This window comes from Bacillus sp. 3G2 (assembly GCF_044324725.1).
Taxonomy (GTDB): Bacteria; Bacillota; Bacilli; order Bacillales; family Bacillaceae_G; genus Bacillus_A; species Bacillus_A mobilis.
In genome coordinates, this window is record NZ_CP172246.1 from 2,940,306 (window position 1) to 2,958,744 (window position 18,439).

Genomic DNA, 18,439 nt, shown 5'->3' on the forward strand with positions numbered 1-18,439 from the left:
TTTTATTTATCCCACACTCTCATCTGCTAGTATTACTATTTTTTATTACTAATGTTGCCGTTTCACTCGGATGGCTAAGAGGAAAATGATGGCCATATGGAACAAAATCAACCTTACCAAGATGCGATGGAGCAGAGTAGCCTCTGTCATAATCCCCCCAAATAATGTGAAGATTATACTTTGTTACTTCATTGAAATCACCTTGATCGTTTTTCAGTAGTAAACTGTTAAGCTGAACCGTAGTATTTAAAATTCTAGGAGAAGTAAAACTGTTACTTATTTTTTTAATATAATGTTCAGGGATGCTTTCCATACTTTCAAACAAACCATTACTTAATAAATATCGCTCTATCAAATTAGTAGTTGCCAATTTTAATGTCCATTTGTTCATAAATTGAGGAACATTTAGCGATTTAGCATTTTTTTTAGCAACAGGTGGCTGAAGTAAAGTGATTGAATACTTCTCATCTATGTACTCTTGTACCAATGCCTCCAGAAGAATAAACGCACCGAATGAATGGCCAATTAGATGTGCACCATTCGTAGCTTTCTCCAATAACTTTTTCACTACATTCAAATAGACATCTAGAAGATTTTTCTCTCGTTTAAAAGGAGAGCGTCCCAAACCTGGAAGATCCAAGATCCATACAGGTTGACCAGTTTTTTCATGAAGCTCTTGTGCTAAAGGAAATAAATCCTCTCCATCACTCAATAAACCATGTAATAAAATAAACGGTTTACCCTCTCCTTGTAATTGGTAAAGGGTATTGTTATCGCATAATGTTCGTTTAAATAAATGATTATGCTGGCCATTTTGATACATCATTCGATAATCCAGATCAGCTACTACGGCAGGGAAAAATTTCATTACACTCGTCTTCTTAAACCAATCTACTCCCATAATTTTTTTCGCTGAAACATTTGAAAATTTTCGTTTTGTAATAAAATTCAGTCCATCAGAAGGAATTTTTGTTATTTTACTTACCCCACTATTCATAATTGCTTTCATAAGTGGCATTGGGACAGAGATTTTTGGTGCCCTCATATTCATACTTTCCGACATAATACTTAATAATTCAGCAATGTTCTGATCGTGCTGTTTGTCTTCAACAAGTGTATATGTTTGAATAGTCGGTTGTTCCAATCTGAAAACCTGCACAATAAACTTCGCAAGCTCATCGTTTGAAATAAGTGGTAACCTATATCCCTTACCTCCAGGAATCACTGGCATGAGCCCTCTTCGCATACTCATCACAAGCAAACCTAATCCTGCTATCTGCTCTGTACCCCCTGTTTTACTACTACCGACTACAGTTGGCGGATTAATTACCGAAAGCGGATAACCTACTGCTGATGCGTGCTGACGGATATAAAGATCTGCTAAAAATTTTGTTCTCTCATATGGATTTTTTATTTTCAAATAATTATTTCCTTCTTGAAACACATCAATTGCAATCTTGCTATTTTTATCATCAAAGGGACTCATATAACCTACAACATGAATAAATTGTTGCAAGCCCTTCAATTGATGAATACTTTTAGCTAATTCACTAATGTGTTTGGCGCCATTTAAAAATACGGACGCTGCCTCTTTACTTGTCGTTTGAATATCCATGGGGCCTCCTGCGTGAATAATCACATCCGTTTTCAATACCCTCTCCTTATCTTCAGCACTTAGACCTAAATCTATTTTCGTCAAATCACCTTCAATAAAGTGCATAACTGCCTTTTTTAAGATGCCTCTTTCTTGAAAAATGCGTATTGCTTTACTTTTCGACCTTACTAAAAGAAGAATTTTAACATCTTCTTTGGCTAATTCTTTCACTAATTGCTTTCCAATAAAGCCTGTTCCACCAGTTAAAAATACTGTTCTCATATAAAATCCCCCTTTTAGTACTAATCAGTACTAATTTAATGTAAAAAAAATGCTTCTTTTATCGAAGCAATTTTAAAAAATGATCTGCTGTTTTCGTGATTACAGTTGCATCCTTCAATGTTTCTGAAATAAATAACGCTCCTTCAAGATTTGTAATAAAAAGTGATGCAACCTCATCAATATTAATCGTATTTCTGAATTCTCCATTCTCTACCCCTTGTTTAAGTAATAGAGAAACTTTCTTTTGTAATCCTGTAAAAAAAAGACCTATTTTTTCTTTTATTTGCGTGGCCTGTTTAGGACTTTGAATATAAAGAGTAATAAATGGACAGCTCCCCTTATACTCTCTCGACTGAACTCCTTGTGATAATTGTTTTAAAAACAGTTGGATACGATCTTCAACTAAAAATTGGGTCTGAGAAAGTACGTCATCAATTGCAGATTGATACATTTCAATCCAATAATCAACGACCCCTTCTAATAATACTTCCTTATTAGAAAAGTGATAATACACATTAGACTTTGAAACTTTACTTACACGTACTAATTCATCCATACTTGTATAAGCAAACCCTTTTTCTAAAAATAATGTTGCAGCTACTTCAATCACACGTTTTTGATTCATTAATTTTACCTTTGTCATAACTAGAACTATATAGTACTAATTTAAATGTTGCAAGCATTTATGTTAATTTTGAAAAAAATTTAATTAAAAAAGTTCCACTAACATTGATTTTACTGCAAAAAAATCTTATTTTGAATAAAGTGAAACTTTATTCATTGGGGGTTTTCTTCATCCCCCAATGATTATTAGTTGAACCAATCGGACTTTTATGGGCAGTTGATCCCCCACCTAACTTCTTTGCTTTCGCTGCATTTTGAGGTGGGGGTCTTACTGCCCATTAAAGCGGGATAAAGTTGAACTGACCCCATGCCCCTCAACTTAAGAAAAAGAAACGCACCCAAAACGAAAAAATGAGAGACTTCTAATAATAGCTATCTGTAGAGAAAGAAAATTTTAATTTAGGGAGATATGAAAGTATTAGCTTGATGGTGATGTGGCGATACCTCATATAAAGAAATTTTAAACATCTTAATCTGCCTTTCCCTTATGTAAATATGGGAATAATGAAATTACCCCAAGGATAGCTAAACAAGCTCCAATCCATAGCGGAGATACAAAACCATATCCTTTACTAATCCCAAGACCACCTAGTGACGAACCAATAACAATACCTAGCGTAATAAAAGAACTATGAACGGTATTTATCATTATTCCATTACTAGCTGTTTTCATCACCCTCGCAACCATAGCTGGATTCAATGCTACACCAGTTAAACCAATAAAAATCGTAGAAATAACTGCAATGTATTTATTCTCTGCACTTAAAGCAAATAAAGACAACGCTATGATTAATATAATTAATCCACCCATAAGTATTTTCATTGTAAATTTATCAGCGAACTTGCCAATTATTATATTCCCAATTACCGTCGCACTACCATAGAGAGCAAGTAAATATGGAATGCTTGTGCTTGAAAATCCTGTAACATTTATAAAGATCGGAGTGAAATAACTAAATGCTGCAAACGTACCACCAATAATGAACATACTTGTTACGTAAGCTGCCCAAAGATGAATATTCTTAAATCGCAGAAGTTCGTCTTTCCAATTTAATTGCTCTTTATTTGAAGAGGATGGTAACAACCGTTGAATCATAATCCCTGATACTAGCACAAGAACAGAAACAGCCCCAAAACTAATACGCCAGCCAAAATATTGCGAAATAACGGTTGTTATAGGTAAACCTAATACAGTTGCGAACATTAAACCTGCAAGTACAATTGATGCAGCTTTTCCCCTTGAATCAGAGTGGACCAATGTTGCAGAAAAGGAAATCGCAACTCCAAAAGCTGAAGCTGAAGCAATACCAGTTATAATACGTGAAATCATCATAATATCATAGTTCCAAGCAATAGCTCCGAGCGATTGACCAATTAAAAATACGAACATTAAAAACAATAATGCTTGTTTGCTGCGCATCCGTAAGAGGATTGCAGTTAAAATGGGGCCTCCTATTACCATTGCTCCTGCATAAGCTGAAATTAAATACCCAATAGATGATACAGAAACCTGGAATGCAAGAGCAAGTTCATTCATCATACCTGCAACCATAAATTCTGATGTAGTCATACAAAAGATTGCTAAAGCTAATAAATAAATAATCGATGGCATAAAAACACTCCTTGTTTATTATTGTAATGATTGGTACAAAAATAGTGCAAAAAAAGAGCGCACTAAGCGCCACAAATAGACTCTACTGTTCCTTTGATAACTTGTTCAGACAACATCCGATTTTGCATCGATACATTAAGAACACGGAATCCGTAATAACTGCTTAAAAGCAGACTAGCTAATTCCTCAGCTGATTGCTTCTTTGAAATTTCACCTGTTTGCAATCCTTCCTCCATCACTGTTTCAATAGCTTGTTTAAGAAGTTCAACATGCTTCGAGAAAATTTCTTGTACCATTAAATCGTTTTTAGCACTTTCTATACTGGCATTAATCAATAAACATCCTTTTTGATCCATATTCTCAAAGTCTTCTTTCAATGCCCATTCAAAAAAATTACTTAATCGTTCTTTAACTGGAATTGGAGTATGTAACAATTTCCTTTGTTCCTTAATCCCAATTTCATGGTAGCGTTCTAATACTTGTTTATACAGTTCATGTTTACTACCGAAAGTATTGTATAAACTTCCTTTTCCAAGTCCTGTATCACTGCATAAATCTTGTGTAGAACACCCTTCATATCCTCTTAACCAAAATGTTTTCATTGCAACATCTACAATTGAGGAATAATCAAACTCTCGAGGTCTGCCGCGTTTATTCAATCGTATCCTCCTCTCATTTTAAAGATAACATGAATAGAATACTCCATTTTGTACCACACGGTCAATAATTTTATTTTAATGTTACTGTAAAATAAAATTTGATTATTTTAGATTACGAATAATGAAAAATAGCCCCCTTATTCAAGTTTCCTAGCGAAAAAATCACGTTTTAATAGACTTCTTTATCATCCCTACCTTTCTATAAATTACTAGTTATGAAACAAGGATCGTTTCATAACTAGTAATTCACTTGATTAGCTTGATGTGTATGAAGTAGTGCCCCTATAAACAAAACCCTCCAGAAACATCTAAAATTTGCCCCGTTACCCAGCGACTATCAGAAGAAGCAAGGAATGCTACTGCATCTGCAACATCTTCAACTTGCCCTATTCGCCCGAAAACAGATGAATTCGTAGCAAAACTTCGTATTTCAGGATCATCTAGCAATTTCGCATTTATATCTGTCTTCGTATATCCAGGCATAATTGTATTCACTGTTATACCTCTTTCACCAAGATGTTTAGCTAGAGGAAGTGTCATCGTATTTAGTGCACCTTTACTTAAACCGTATGCAATAGACCCTGTAAAACCAAGTCGTACTTCAGCTGATGAAATGTTAATAATGCGCCCTTCTACTCGTAGTAACGGTAATGTTTGCTGAATTAAGAAGAATGGTGCTTTCATATTTACAGACATAATTTCATCAAAAATTTCTTCTGTCGTATTTTCAATCGTCCCTTGTGTACCTATCCCTGCATTATTTACTAAAATATCAATCTCTGCTGTACCAACTCTTATTTGTAATTCATTCTTTAATTGTTCTACTAGCTTTTTAACACCATCCATTGAATTGAGGTCTGCTTCAATTAAGAATGCCTCTCCTCCATTAGATTCAATCTCACGAATTGTTTCATCTGCAGCTACTTTATTTCGGCCGTAGTGAATTGCAACTAATGCACCGTCGTTTGCCAATCTCATCGCAATCGCCCGACCAATACCGCGACTCGCCCCTGTTACTAACGCTACTTTCCCATCAAGATTCTTCATTTTTTCCATCCTTCCTAAATTTCCGTTTAATAAAAATCTATACTTATATTTTCATGTAAACACCAATCATTTTAAATATAAATTTATAGGTAATTTAGTTCCTTCACTTATGATATTATAGTTATAAATCACAATTTACTTTAGAAAATAAATCAAGGGAGATAACCCAATGCAAAATGCAGTAAAACTGGATGAAATTGACCATAAAATAATGAACTTGTTATATGAAAATGCGAGAATTTCTGTTTCAGAAATAGGGCGAATTATATCCATGACGCAACCTGCTGTAAAAGAACGTATTAATAAACTTGAAGATCAAGGTGTTATAGCTGCATACCGAACGAAATTTGAGCCTTCTAAAATTAATAAAAACATTCAAGCATTCATCATGTTTAAAACGAGCCAATGCTCTGATTTTATCCAATATTGTAATGCCGCTCCTGAAGTAACAGATTTATATCGAATTAGCGGGGAATTTAATTATATGATGAAGGTCATGAGCGATTCGATGGATTCTCTAGCTGCATTTTTAGACTCTTTAATGCAATTTGGATTATCGTCTCCTTTAATTGTTTTAAAGAGTGAGTTTGAGGAGAAATTGTCGTTCTGATAAAGGGATACGTATTATCCTCCGCTAACAGTAAAAGTTTTTTCTTTGTGAGAAAAACCAACAAAATCAATGATTAGTAAACAAAAAAAAGAACATTGATTTTCAATGTTCTTTTTTATATCTCTACTTATTAATTAGATTGTATTCGAAAAAAGCACCTTAATCCCCTTACCCTTGATTCCTCTGCGCCTCTCTAAACTCTTCCTTCACCTTCTCTAACAGTCCTTCTTCCGTAATTAATCGATACGCCGTATTTGCTAGTGCTTTTGCTGATGTAATTAATGCTTTATCTCCAAGTTCTGAACGTGCTGCTTCTCTAAATTCATTCGTATGCGCAATTAAATTGTCTGGACCGATTTTAATGTATGGGTGAATTGTTGGTACGACTTGACTTACGTTTCCTGCGTCGGTTGAGCCGATGCCGATTCTTTCTTTACGATTTACATCTTCACCTAGTAATTCTAGTTCTTCAGCTACGATGTCGTTATATATTTTTGTTACGAGTAGTTCATCGATTTCATTTTGGAATTGATGGATTTTTACTTTCGCACCTGTTGCTAGCGCTGCTCCTTGTGCGATATTTTTTACTTTTTCTGTTACTTCCGCACATCTTTTTCTTGTTGCTGCGCGAATGAAGAACCTTGCTGCGGCATAGTCAGGAATAATGTTAGGCGCTTTTCCGCCCTCAGTAATAACGCCATGAATTTTCACGTCTGACGGAAGTTGTTGGCGAAGTGCATTAATGCTGTTATACAGCTGGATAATTGCATCTAATGCGTTAATTCCTTCTTCTGGTGAAGCTGCGGCGTGAGCTGTTTTTCCGTAAAAGTGAAAATCAAGTGGATCGACTGCTAGTGACGGACTCGTTGTCGCTGTTTTTCCGCTCGGATGAATCATAAGTGCCGCATCAACATCTTTAAATAAACCAGCTTTTACATAACTCGATTTTGCGCTACCGTTTGGCCCGCCTTCTTCTGCTGGCGTTCCGAATACGACAACTTCCCCGCCAATTTCTTCAAGCGTTTCTGATAATGCGATTGCAGCCGCAACGCTAATTGTGCCAATTAAATTGTGACCACACGCATGACCTAGTCCTGGTAAAGCGTCATACTCAGCTAAAAATGCGATAACTGGTCCTTGTTTTCCTGAACTTTTTCGCGCGATAAAACCTGTTTCATGTCCAGCTATATTGTGTTGTAATTGAAAACCTGCGCTTCCTAGTAATAAACTCAACGTTCTTGATGCGTAAAACTCTTGGTTACCAATCTCCGGATTCGCATGAATATCGTGACTTGTTTCTATGTACTTTTCCTTATTTCTTTCAATACTCTCTTCAATTGTTTTTCTTTGTGACGTTACTCCTGTCGCTCCCATTTTTCTTCCCCCTTATATTTTCACATAAAAAAGCCTCTTTCTAAAAGATAGAAAGAGGCTTCTGCATATACAGTCAAAATGAGCTTCTTTCTTATCTTTCAAGTTACCTTGCTGGAATTGGCACAGTATTCATAACGAATCCGCTGCCGAGGTATCATAGGGCCAGTCCCTCCACCTCTCGTGATAAGAATTTTCATAAAATTATATTAAATTACATTCATTCTAAGTTCATTCCGATTAAAAGTCAAGGAATTCCTATCCGAATTTACCGAATATCTAAAAATCCTTTTAATACACCTATTGTTTCGGGTGCTTGCAGTCTTGCACATACGTACGGAAATTCTGTACTACCTTCAAACATCATTTGAGATGTGAGCGGTGCCCCTGCCCAGAAGATTTCATCATCGATTACGATAAACGGGAATGCTTTGTTTTGTCTTTGTAACTTTACATTTTTTAACGGAACTGGTCCATCACTATACACTGTTATTTGCGCATTTGTACGCATTAACGCTTGCCATACTCGTTTATCCACTTGTTTTGTACTTGGAAGTGAGATTATGATTTTTCGTTTTGCGGCTAAAATATCTTTTAATAGCCCTTTCGTTTCCTCAAGATTCATTTCCATAAACCAGCGTAATCGTTTCGATATTTTTCGTTCCCACAATTGTCTTGATGTCGTGCGATCATACACATCTCCGTGACGTTCTATATGAGCTGTTAATTGTGACAACGCCTGTTTTCTCGAAAGATTTTTACGCATATAATGACAATCTGATAATTGAATGAACTTCCCTCTCGCCCTTGTCACTGCAACATTGACGAGGCGATGATTTTTATGGTCAAAGAATAACACGCCTGGTCGTTCTTGCGGATAGCTATCAACCGTATCAAAAATCATCATATCTCTTTCAGAACCTTGAAACTTATGAACCGTCGCTGCTAAAACTGGTATGTTTTGATATTTCGTTCTCTGCAACATTTCTCTAATGCACGTTGATAAAAAGCGGGATTGTGCTCTGTAAGGTGTAACAACACCGATCGATTGAACGCCATCTAACAGTCCGATTAACATCATTTGCATCGCTACTAAACCAGACATAATATTAAAACGAGAACCTGAAGCAGCGTCTTTTAACGAAAAGGCCCCCATTAAGCTCGTATCAAATAAAACACTCGCCTCATTTGCAAACGGCTGTAGTTTCGCAAGTTCTTTTCGCTCCGAAACAGACGGATGGTCATATACTCTATTTTTATAAATAAATGAGTTTGTAAACTTCGATATATCCGCATGCATACGTCTTTGTTCCTGTAACATAAAGAGGTTTGGATGTGCTTCTGATTTATTGACAGACTCAACAATCCCGGCATGGTAAAACATATCTTCCCCGAGCCATTTTCGAACGAGTTCATGGTTCGCCATCGCAATTGGAGGTAACTGTAAAAAATCACCACATACGACGATGCGTTTTCCAAGTGATGCAGCTAATGCAATTTGCGGAACATATGCCATACTCACTTCATCTACGACAACTAAATCAAATGTACGCTCATAAATCAGTGAATCAATGGCACATTTCGATAAAGTTGCGCCGATTACTTTCGCATTTTCAATGTATTCTTTTTCTACTTCTTTAATTTTCGCTTTTTGCTTTCGAAGATCACTTTCAATCTCTTGTATACGCTTCTTATCAGCAGAAGTCGCTTTATATGATAAAATCTTTTCACGAAGATCTTGTCGTGTTTCCTCTAAATAGAGTCTTTCTTCTCCCCATGATCCGTTCGTCGTTTCAACTAACTTCGATGCAAGCAACGTTTCATGATTTCGTATATGATCATGTTGGCTATAACCGTAACGAACAATTTCGCCAGGCGTCCATTTCTTTTTCTTCTCAATTTGCTTCGTTACTTCACTCATTAATACGTCCACTGCCGCATTACTATGAGCTAGCACAAGTACCGATTTTCCCTTTTGATAATGCGCTGAAATAATACGTGATAAATTGTAAGACTTCCCTGTTCCAGGTGGTCCCCACACGTACGTTGTCGGATTGTAAAACGAACGATACGCCAATTCATTTTTCGGATTTTTCATCTTCTCAATATGTTTTGGACTGCTCGTCCCATCAACAAGACGCTTTATACGATTACGTTTTAACTTATCTTTATGTGCCTCTTTCAATCGCTCTTGTAGTTGCTCTAGCAATTGCCACGGTTCACTGTATAAAACAGCCTCTCGTATTTCACCTTGTATATAATCATTTAATTTCAGTTCTATTTCTAATCCGTGTACAGATAATACTTCTCCTGTCGCTTCCTCACCATCAAACTCAATTCGAATCGGTGAACCTTCAGGTAAGCTTACTTCCGAAATAAGCTGAAATACGTATACTGTACTTTCATAATCTGTATATAAAAAACGACCGTTCATGATAGAAATTTTACTACCACCTATCGTTTTCCAATGTTTAATTTCATACGCTAATGCATAATGCCACTCTTTCATCGTTGCCGATAATGAAGGAGTTTGAGTAGGTGTATTCATCGTATAATCTCCTTCCTTCTCCCCAAACATACTTTCTCACTATACCATATAACACGCTAAAATTTGTAAGGTTTTTATCTTGCTTATTTTCTTAATTTTCAATAACATATTGTATATAATTTTCAGAAAGAAGGAATCTACATGCCAGTTAGAAGAATCGAACACGTTGGACTTATGGTCGCAAACTTAGAAACATCTATTTCATTTTATGAAGAAGTAGTTGGCTTACAGCTCATTAAACGTATGGGTCACCCGAATCCCGACTTAAAACTCGCTTTTTTAGGTGTAGAAGAATCGAAGGAAACGATACTAGAACTCATTGAAGGCTATAACCCCTCTCTTCCGGCAGAAGGAAAAGTACATCACATTTGCTTTAAAGTGGATTCATTAGTGGATGAAATCACAAGACTCAAGAAACACGAAATAACCTTTTTACTAGGAGAAGAAATCGAAACATTACCAGATGGAACACGTTACATATTCTTCGCTGGTCCTGACGGAGAATGGATTGAGTTTTTTGAAACGGAGAGATAAAGTGAAACTTTAATCAGTGGGGGTTTTGTTCATCCCCACTGATTATTAGTTGAACCAATCGGGCTTTTACGGGCAGTTGATCCCCTACCTAACTTCTCTGCTTCCTCTGAATTTTGAGGTGGGGTCTTACTGTCCGTTAATGCGGGGTAAAAATCTTTCAAATAGCTCTAACTTGCACAATGCTTCCCATTAATATAATACGCTGATTCTGTGAAAACCGTAAATACAACCTCTACTTCTGGAAGTCCAAAATCCATTACAAATGTAGTAATGGCCTTGGCAAATCGATCCCGAATTTCCTGTCCACGCTCGAACCATTTCACTTCAATAAGAGGAAACGCTTCTATTTCTTCTCCATTGAATACAAACGTAGAACTTGGTAGTTCCAAGGTGAAATTATCCGTACCACACTCACAGATATCTGCGAGCTCTTCTACTAATGGCTTGCTTATGCTTTTTAATTGTTCAATAGTAATTCCACGAAACACAACATGCGGCATGTGAATCCCTCCGTTAGATAGCTTTATATTTGCTCACATCATAACATAATTTATTTTGCTGCACTAACATTTTAATGACATTCTTAAGAATGATCATATGTTATTGAAGCTTTTCATTAAGAATATAATCAGGAGTGAATAATAGAGCAAAATCCTCTAGTTTAATCATCGCACCAGTCTCATTCTTTTTTGAGAATGCCAGACCAAGGAGTTCCTCGTAAAGTATCACTGACTACTGATAATGACGCTTTATGTAGATTAAACAGATAGATCTCTTCTTTTATGGTACACTTCAGTAAAGGGGATACGAGGTTTGAAAAAGTGGATTAAAATCACATCAAGCTTAGTTATTGCTATAGCAGTTGGTATTTTTACTGGTTACAAAGTCGGTACGTGTGCAGGTTCAGGCATTAAGGAAAAGCAGACTGATAGAATTAAAGGTGAAGAGGTAATACTTGACCTCAATTCTGATCGTCATATAATCAATGCAATGCACAAAATGACTCATCAAAAAGTATTATCTCACGAAAAGCAAGGATTTATTAAAATAACTTAAGCCCTACAACCTTCGTTACTCCTAGTTACTAAACATTGGTTATGTTCATAATTTTGTAACATGTATAGACAGGTATATATGTTATAATGAACTTAGCAAATTACAAATAAATTTGCATTTCCTGTGCCCCTTACCTCCCAGTAAGGGGCCTACCCTTTTATACATAACTATTTCAATACAACTTTTTTCACGGTACTTTCACGTCAATTTCACAAATTCAAGAACTCTCAGATGTTACACTTAATACATCCTTTTCCAAGGAACTATATGCTGATACGTGAATCCCTATCTATATAGGGATTTTTTGTGCGAGATCCCCCTCACCATCAATTTAAGAATTCAAAAAAAGAAGGGGGGCATCCCCCTCCTTTTTAATCTTGCTCCGACTGTCGGAATTATTTAGTATAACCACGATTCAGTTCCGTTAACTTTTCATTGATGTTAAAAATTCTTGCTCTAATATCTTTAACACCAGATGCTTGAAGTCTGTTCTTGTGCATTTCCGCGTATTTTTCAGCATCTTGTTTTTCTTCAAATACATAGATGCCTCCAGCTTCTTTCGTTTCTTCATTCTCTGTCCATATTTTCCAATGGAACCCTTCTTCTTCGTTAATACTTTTTGCTAAATCCCGAAATGCTTTTTCCATTTCTTCACCAAAAGGACCTTCAAACGGAAAATCTACTTGTAGTAAATATGCCATTTTCACTCACTCCTATTTTTAATATAAAATTCTTCCTATTCTTTTACTAATTATAATTATTTTGATTCGAATGATAGGAATGTCTTAAGTTAGTACTGCTATTATTCCAGTACTAATGTAAGGCTTCCCCTATTCTTTATTGAATAAAAAAGAGATTTATTAAGACTTGAGATTCTTGCCTATATATTGAAAGACCAAATGGAATCGTTTGTCTCTGTTAATGTAGTAATCGTCCATTTTTCTCCACATGAGTTTTTTATCTGGAACGATAAGTTATTTTCCAAGGACGTATTCCTTAAGAATTGTCTGGTTACTTACTGTTTATCTAAATATATCCATACTACTAATTAATGAGTAACGCTACTAGTAGTGCCGACACACTCAAAATGCATGTTAAGGTACGCGTGTGATTCAGCAACGTCCAACGGGATTCAAATTCGACTCTAAGTTCCTCCCAGCCAGAATCCTGTACAGGTAGTGTAGCTGAGATAATCGCTCTATTCATCGGAAGGTTTCCTGTGAAAGTAATCAGTAAAGTAGCAACATAACTAATCAATGCTATTGATCCTAAAATAACTTTATCAAATTGCTGTAGGTAAACGGCTAATACAACAAAACCAATCTGCGCTATAAGAGCTCCGTTTGAAATGAAGAGAAAAATCGGATTAGCCACTGATGAGGTAAAGTGTCTAACCGAAAGAACGAAAGTACGATCATCCGAATTACGCAGACCAGGCATGACAGAATTAGAGTAAGCAAAAACTGTTCCAGCCACAATACTTGTTGTCAATATAGCAAAAAACGCTAAGAATTTGAAAAGTAATAACTCATTCATACATTTTCACACCCCTATCTATAAAATAATATCAACTTGAACGCATAAAGTTTGGCTATGTTTAAAAAATGTGATACAAACTTATCCCTAAACTAAGAACAAACAAAACAAGTGCAGGTATTGCTTTCTTAAAGGGATCTTTCGCTAATACAATAAGAGTTAATGCAGCTGCAAGCATCGTACCGCCTAACAATAATCCTGCTAATAAAGCTACTGTTGGAACCCAAATTCCTATCAACATCCCAATCGCTCCTACAATCTCAAAAGCTCCAGTTAAGAAATTAAAAAACGAAGGTAAACCAAATCGTTTGAACTCATCTGCCATTTTCCCAGATATAATTTTCGTTCCTGTCATTAAAAAGAACAGAAATAATACAACTTTTACTACATTGATTAATATTAAAATAGCAATCACATCTTTCTTATTTATTTGATAGATTTATATGCTATAGCATATATAATACGAAAATTTGACTGGTACCAGGAAAAAAGTGATCCTGAATCAGATATCATACAAAATAAAGCTGTCTCCCCATCCCTCGAAAAAAAGATATTACATGCTATAGCATGTATAATACCTAAAACAATATTTATTCCTTATAAATAGCATAGCATCAATAAGGAACAAATATTAATAGCGTGTATCATACAATTTGTTTAATAATGATTGTAATACTTTAATCTCTTCCTCGCTCAAATTACTCGTCACAAAATGGTGAGCATCTTTCACTACAGGCAAGATTTCTTTTTTTAACTCGTCACCTTTTTCAGTTAAAAAAAGGTTGTGTGAACGCCTATCTTGGTCATTCAAAGCCTTCTTTACAATCCCTTTTCTCTCCATTGACTGAATCATTCTTACGACAGTAGTTTGATCTTTATCAATCGCTTCTGCTAACTCTTTTTGAGTAGTGGCCCTTTGGCTACAAAGAACACTAATAATCCCCCACTGCTCTGGCGTAACTCCAAACGGCTTTAATTTCTTCGTAAAATAATTAGTCATTTTCACATCAGTACGATGAACAAGATAGCCTATTAAATCATGTAAGTTCATGTTTCACCTCTATAAATTAAGATATAAAAGCGTATCGCATACCAGTCAATTCTTCACAGTGAATTTGCTTGTTTCACTAATTATATGCTATGGCATATATATTATAGTAGGTCATTTTAATTGTCAAATGAATTACCTATTTCTCTACAGTATCAGCCGAGCTTATTAAAAATAAAAAATCCCGTATTCAATAAAAACACGGGATTTATATAAATAAGCTTATTCACTTACTCGAAAGAAGTTCATTCGTCACATATTACTTATCTAATTAAGAAAAATTCATATACCAGCCCAAACATCTTTTCCATATCGCCCTTCATCTTGCACACGTTCCAACCAATCCCTTGCTTCTTGTTCACTAACTTCATGAATTTCTTGATATGCTTGACAAAGGGTATCTTCTACATCAGGGGCCATTTTACTTCCATCACCACATATATAAAGATGAGCTCCATTATCTAATAACGAAATTATATTGATTCTATCTTTTTTTATTAAATGCTGTACATATGTTTTAGGATATCCTTCTAGGCGAGAAAAAGCTGTATGTAAAGAGATTAATCCATCTCTTTCATCATTTTCTAGTTCTGTACGATAAAGATAATCCTTTTCAGGATGACGACAACCAAAGTATAGATGTGCTTCTCCTAAGTTCATACCTTTTTGCTTTTGAACACGACGCGCTTGCAAGAATCCACGGAATGGTGCAATTCCAGTACCTGGTCCAACCATGATAATTGGTGTTTCTGGATTTTCAGGTAATTGAAAGTTTGATTGTGGCGTTCGAATGAAACAAATAATCTCATCTTTATTATGGCGCTGAGCTAAATAATTAGAAGCGACTCCTTCATATGTCCCTACCCCACTCCATGCAGGTGCATTAACAACACCAACCGTAATGCTCAGACAATCCTGTGCAACGAGTGGAGAGCTTGAAATAGAATAGTAACGCGGTTTGAGCGCAGGAAGAAGTTCTAAAAAGCGTTCAAATCGGATTTCACAAGCCTCATACTTTTCAAGAAGATCCAACATTGACATACGTTTCTTTAATATTTGTTCATGATAAACTCCCTCTTCCAATAATGATTCCAATTCCTTTTTATGAGGAGGGCATGCTGTGAATGTCACCATTTCTCGTATTTGTGCTCGAGTGGCTGCTTCTTGCACTTCTACACTATAACTAAGAAGGTCATATAAACTAACAGGACTGTCTAAGGGTATGTGATTTACACTGCGCCCACTTGCGCTCAATATGACTTGATCCTTTCCGTTTAATCCAAAGCGTTTTAAAATTCGGTTGACATTTTTCTCACTATTAATTGGCAGCACCCCAAGGTGGTCTCCTTCTTTATACGTAGCGCCTTCTGGCAAGGATATCTCAATATGTCGCGTGCTTCTTTCGCTGCTAGATGATTGAAGCTCACGATTTTCTAGTATAGATGCATAAACCGCTTCATATGTTCGCGCAAGAGGAGATCCTCCAAGACGACTAACAAATTGTAAACTTAATGTACTGCGTTCTTTCTCCATGTTTTTGTTAAGTTCCAACCCAAATGCCTTCATCGCATCAGACCACATACTTTGTTTCCATTGCTCGAGCTGTTCCTCGAAATCACCACTTGCATCCGCTTCTCCACGTGTAGAAAATCTTGTTGCTCCTTTTTCAGCCATTTGCTCATCAATGTATCTTGGAATTCGTTGATAGGTACTCGCCCAATTATGATCTCCACAACCAAAAACTGCGTATTGAAGACCTTTTAGCTCATCTGGTTTTAATTCCTCCAACCACTGCACAAACTGTCCTGCATTACTTGGCGGCTTTCCATTATAAGAAGAAGTTACAATAAGAACCGCTCCTTCTTTCGGTAGACTTCCAATTCGATCGTTAAGAGCTACCACTTCCGTTTGAACACCTTCTAAACTAGCTGTATCTGCTAGTTCTCTTGCAATACCTTCTGCTACCCCTGTATCCGAGCCATACAGAACAAGCAGCGAAAGATTATCGGCTCCAATAATAGAAGGAGTCTTCTGAACTTGCTGTTCGATTTCATGGTTTTTCAGTTTCTCCTCTATAGGCGCAAGAACAGTAGTATGGCTAATAGTTCGATCTCGGGGTAGAATCCTAATTTTAAAATCACCAGGCTTTAACGTTAATGTTTGTTTTACGTCCAGCTGATAGTCTTGATAATCAATGAATTCAAAATGTTGAAGAAGCATGCCCATTACAAGTGTGGCTTCATGAAGTGCAAACTGCATACCGATACATGCCCGTTGACCATTTCCAAATGGCTTATAAGCATGATGAGGAACCTTATCCAGATCTTCAAATCGTTCAGGTTGAAATTCTTCCACGTTATCTCCCCACGCTTCTTTATCCCTATGTAACTGTGGAATAAGAACAGAAATACGATCTTCTCCTTTCTTAATTGGATATTTCCCACCAATCACTGTATCTTCTTTTGCATAGAGACTGAATGCTGGAGCAGTAGGCCATAGACGTAGCGATTCATTTAAAATCATCCGGATATACTTTAGTTTCATAACTTGTTGGTATGTTGGAGTAGGATCTGTCAAAACCCTATCTACTTCTTCATAGGCTTTTTTCAATTTATCTGGATTCTTTAATAAAAAATAGATTGCAAAAGATAATAATCCACTTGTTGTTTCATGCCCAGCTATTAAAAAAGTGATAATTTGGAAACGAATATTTTCATCATCTAATTTTTCACCAGTTTCCGGATCCTGCACATTTAACATACGGGAAAGTAAATCATTTTCTTCCTGATTTCCACTACTTTTACGTTCAGCAATAATATTATCTACTAAAGAAAACATAGATTGAATATCATGCTGAAATTGACGTTTCGTTCTCCACATGAGTTTGTCTTCTATATCCAGCCGCTGTAATTGGTGCATCGCCTCATCTAGAGCACGGCTCATGCTAGTAATAAAAGGATGAGGGGTCTCACGATAAAAGCTATTAAATCGATAATTAAAACCACATAGACCAATTGTATCCAATGTAAGGCGAGTCATATCCTCCGGTACATCTACGCTTTCATTCGGATTAAGCCGTGCCCATTTTTGAACGAGTTGTACGGCAAGATCGACCATCATAGCATGATAATCTTTCATTGCCCGTTGGCTGAATGTAGGCATCAAAATATTATGAGCTTTTTTCCAGTTAGGCTCGTGAGTCTCACTTGTAAATAATCCGTCTCCAGCAAAGGCGCGAACTTTCGCTAAAGCACCCTCTATACTTTTATCAAATCGTGTTTCGTCACAGACTTCTGCTACCAGTTCATGTCCAGAAACGACAATGATGGTATCACTTAAAGTTTGAATTTGAAAAATGGGACCATACTCTTCCGCTATCTTGATAAAGGATAGGGTCGGTTTATCTTTATCGATTAATGGGAGATTCCCCAGCAATCCATATGTTTTCGGTTGAGGAATGGCAGATACTTTTTTATCCATTAAAAACACCCTTTCAAAAAGCATGAAATAAAATATCCCATTTAATAAAAAGAAGATAGCGATGAATCTCCTGGGATAAAGATATGTAATTGATTACCTTATTTTATCTTTTCCCTAACTATTCACGATTATGATATTACTTATAAGGTTGGTAATCTAAGTTGTTTGTTGCTATTAGATTTCTAACTTCCAGAAAAAATACTACATTAAAATAAAGCGTATTATTATAATGTTTATGAGAAGTTGAGAGCTAAAGATTGTAGTATTTGGAAATCCAGTAGTTTCTCATATCAATTCAAACAAATACGATAAGCAAGGATACTGTGTTGCTAATGAAAAAGGATCTGATATGAATATCAGACCCTTTTTCATTATGTGTAATTATTTCACTGTTTCTTTCAGTTCTTTTCCCGTTTTAATTATCAGTTTCTTAGCAGC

15 protein-coding genes, 1 pseudogene and 1 riboswitch are annotated in these 18,439 nt (G+C 36.0%); of the genes and pseudogenes, 3 read left to right on the top strand and 13 right to left on the bottom strand.

Annotated elements, in window-relative coordinates; translation table 11 throughout:
• Positions 1-19 precede the first annotated feature (19 nt).
• The 5 genes from ACHZK0_RS15105 to ACHZK0_RS15125 all read right to left on the bottom strand — a co-directional run bounded on the left by ACHZK0_RS15105 (position 20) and on the right by ACHZK0_RS15125 (position 5,818).
• On the bottom strand, positions 20-1,876 hold the full coding sequence (locus ACHZK0_RS15105; protein ID WP_395760584.1) for an alpha/beta fold hydrolase: 1,857 nt from the start codon (positions 1,874-1,876) through the stop codon (positions 20-22).
• A 58-nt stretch (positions 1,877-1,934) separates the two neighbouring features.
• A complete protein-coding gene (locus tag ACHZK0_RS15110; protein WP_063259541.1) occupies positions 1,935-2,501 on the bottom strand; it encodes a TetR/AcrR family transcriptional regulator in 567 nt (188 codons plus the stop codon).
• Positions 2,502-2,969: 468 nt separating this feature from the next.
• Positions 2,970-4,112, bottom strand: a complete 1,143-nt coding sequence (locus ACHZK0_RS15115) for an MFS transporter (RefSeq protein WP_395760585.1) — start codon at positions 4,110-4,112, stop codon at positions 2,970-2,972.
• Between the two features lie 62 nt (positions 4,113-4,174).
• Complete coding sequence (locus ACHZK0_RS15120; RefSeq protein WP_395760586.1) at positions 4,175-4,771, bottom strand: TetR/AcrR family transcriptional regulator; 597 nt, start codon at positions 4,769-4,771, stop codon at positions 4,175-4,177.
• Between the two features lie 282 nt (positions 4,772-5,053).
• Positions 5,054-5,818: an SDR family oxidoreductase gene (locus ACHZK0_RS15125; RefSeq protein WP_270606452.1), complete on the bottom strand. Its 765-nt coding sequence runs from the start codon at positions 5,816-5,818 to the stop codon at positions 5,054-5,056.
• A 169-nt stretch (positions 5,819-5,987) separates the two neighbouring features.
• Between ACHZK0_RS15125 and ACHZK0_RS15130 the strand changes: the two genes are divergently transcribed.
• The gene (locus ACHZK0_RS15130; RefSeq protein WP_001178569.1) at positions 5,988-6,428 is read left to right on the top strand and encodes an Lrp/AsnC family transcriptional regulator; all 441 of its coding nucleotides are present in this window, start codon (positions 5,988-5,990) and stop codon (positions 6,426-6,428) included.
• Positions 6,429-6,596: 168 nt separating this feature from the next.
• Here ACHZK0_RS15130 and ACHZK0_RS15135 read toward each other — a convergent pair whose 3' ends face one another.
• Both ACHZK0_RS15135 and ACHZK0_RS15140 read right to left on the bottom strand, forming a co-directional pair.
• Positions 6,597-7,802: a M20 family metallopeptidase gene (locus tag ACHZK0_RS15135; RefSeq protein ID WP_395760587.1), complete on the bottom strand. Its 1,206-nt coding sequence runs from the start codon at positions 7,800-7,802 to the stop codon at positions 6,597-6,599.
• An 88-nt stretch (positions 7,803-7,890) separates the two neighbouring features.
• Positions 7,891-7,992: riboswitch (SAM riboswitch) on the bottom strand.
• 75 nt (positions 7,993-8,067) lie between these two features.
• The gene (locus ACHZK0_RS15140; protein WP_262743441.1) at positions 8,068-10,377 is read right to left on the bottom strand and encodes an AAA domain-containing protein; all 2,310 of its coding nucleotides are present in this window, start codon (positions 10,375-10,377) and stop codon (positions 8,068-8,070) included.
• 111 nt (positions 10,378-10,488) lie between these two features.
• Here ACHZK0_RS15140 and ACHZK0_RS15145 point away from each other — a divergent pair, with 111 nt between their 5' ends.
• Positions 10,489-10,881: a VOC family protein gene (locus ACHZK0_RS15145; protein WP_262743440.1), complete on the top strand. Its 393-nt coding sequence runs from the start codon at positions 10,489-10,491 to the stop codon at positions 10,879-10,881.
• Between the two features lie 167 nt (positions 10,882-11,048).
• Here the strand turns inward: ACHZK0_RS15145 and ACHZK0_RS15150 are convergent, their stop codons facing one another.
• Entirely contained in the window at positions 11,049-11,381 is a 333-nt protein-coding gene (locus ACHZK0_RS15150) for a DUF1904 family protein (protein ID WP_270341726.1), read from the bottom strand.
• Between the two features lie 313 nt (positions 11,382-11,694).
• On the opposite strand from ACHZK0_RS15150, the pseudogene ACHZK0_RS15155 reads away from it, so the two are divergent.
• A pseudogene (locus tag ACHZK0_RS15155) lies at positions 11,695-11,934 on the top strand (hypothetical protein); the annotation flags it as partial.
• Between the two features lie 398 nt (positions 11,935-12,332).
• On the opposite strand, the gene ACHZK0_RS15160 reads toward ACHZK0_RS15155, so the two are convergent.
• The 5 genes from ACHZK0_RS15160 to cypD all read right to left on the bottom strand — a co-directional run bounded on the left by ACHZK0_RS15160 (position 12,333) and on the right by cypD (position 18,001).
• Entirely contained in the window at positions 12,333-12,638 is a 306-nt protein-coding gene (locus ACHZK0_RS15160) for a monooxygenase (protein WP_262742770.1), read from the bottom strand.
• A 343-nt stretch (positions 12,639-12,981) separates the two neighbouring features.
• Positions 12,982-13,473 carry a DUF1772 domain-containing protein gene (locus ACHZK0_RS15165; protein WP_395760588.1) on the bottom strand — a complete coding sequence of 164 codons (492 nt, stop codon included), beginning with the start codon at positions 13,471-13,473 and terminating at the stop codon, positions 12,982-12,984.
• Positions 13,474-13,534: 61 nt separating this feature from the next.
• Entirely contained in the window at positions 13,535-13,885 is a 351-nt protein-coding gene (locus tag ACHZK0_RS15170; RefSeq protein ID WP_262742774.1) for a DoxX family protein, read from the bottom strand.
• 219 nt (positions 13,886-14,104) lie between these two features.
• Positions 14,105-14,524: a MarR family winged helix-turn-helix transcriptional regulator gene (locus ACHZK0_RS15175; protein ID WP_262742768.1), complete on the bottom strand. Its 420-nt coding sequence runs from the start codon at positions 14,522-14,524 to the stop codon at positions 14,105-14,107.
• A 279-nt stretch (positions 14,525-14,803) separates the two neighbouring features.
• Entirely contained in the window at positions 14,804-18,001 is a 3,198-nt protein-coding gene (gene cypD, locus ACHZK0_RS15180) for a bifunctional P-450/NADPH--P450 reductase (protein WP_395760589.1), read from the bottom strand.
• Positions 18,002-18,439: the final 438 nt, after the last annotated feature.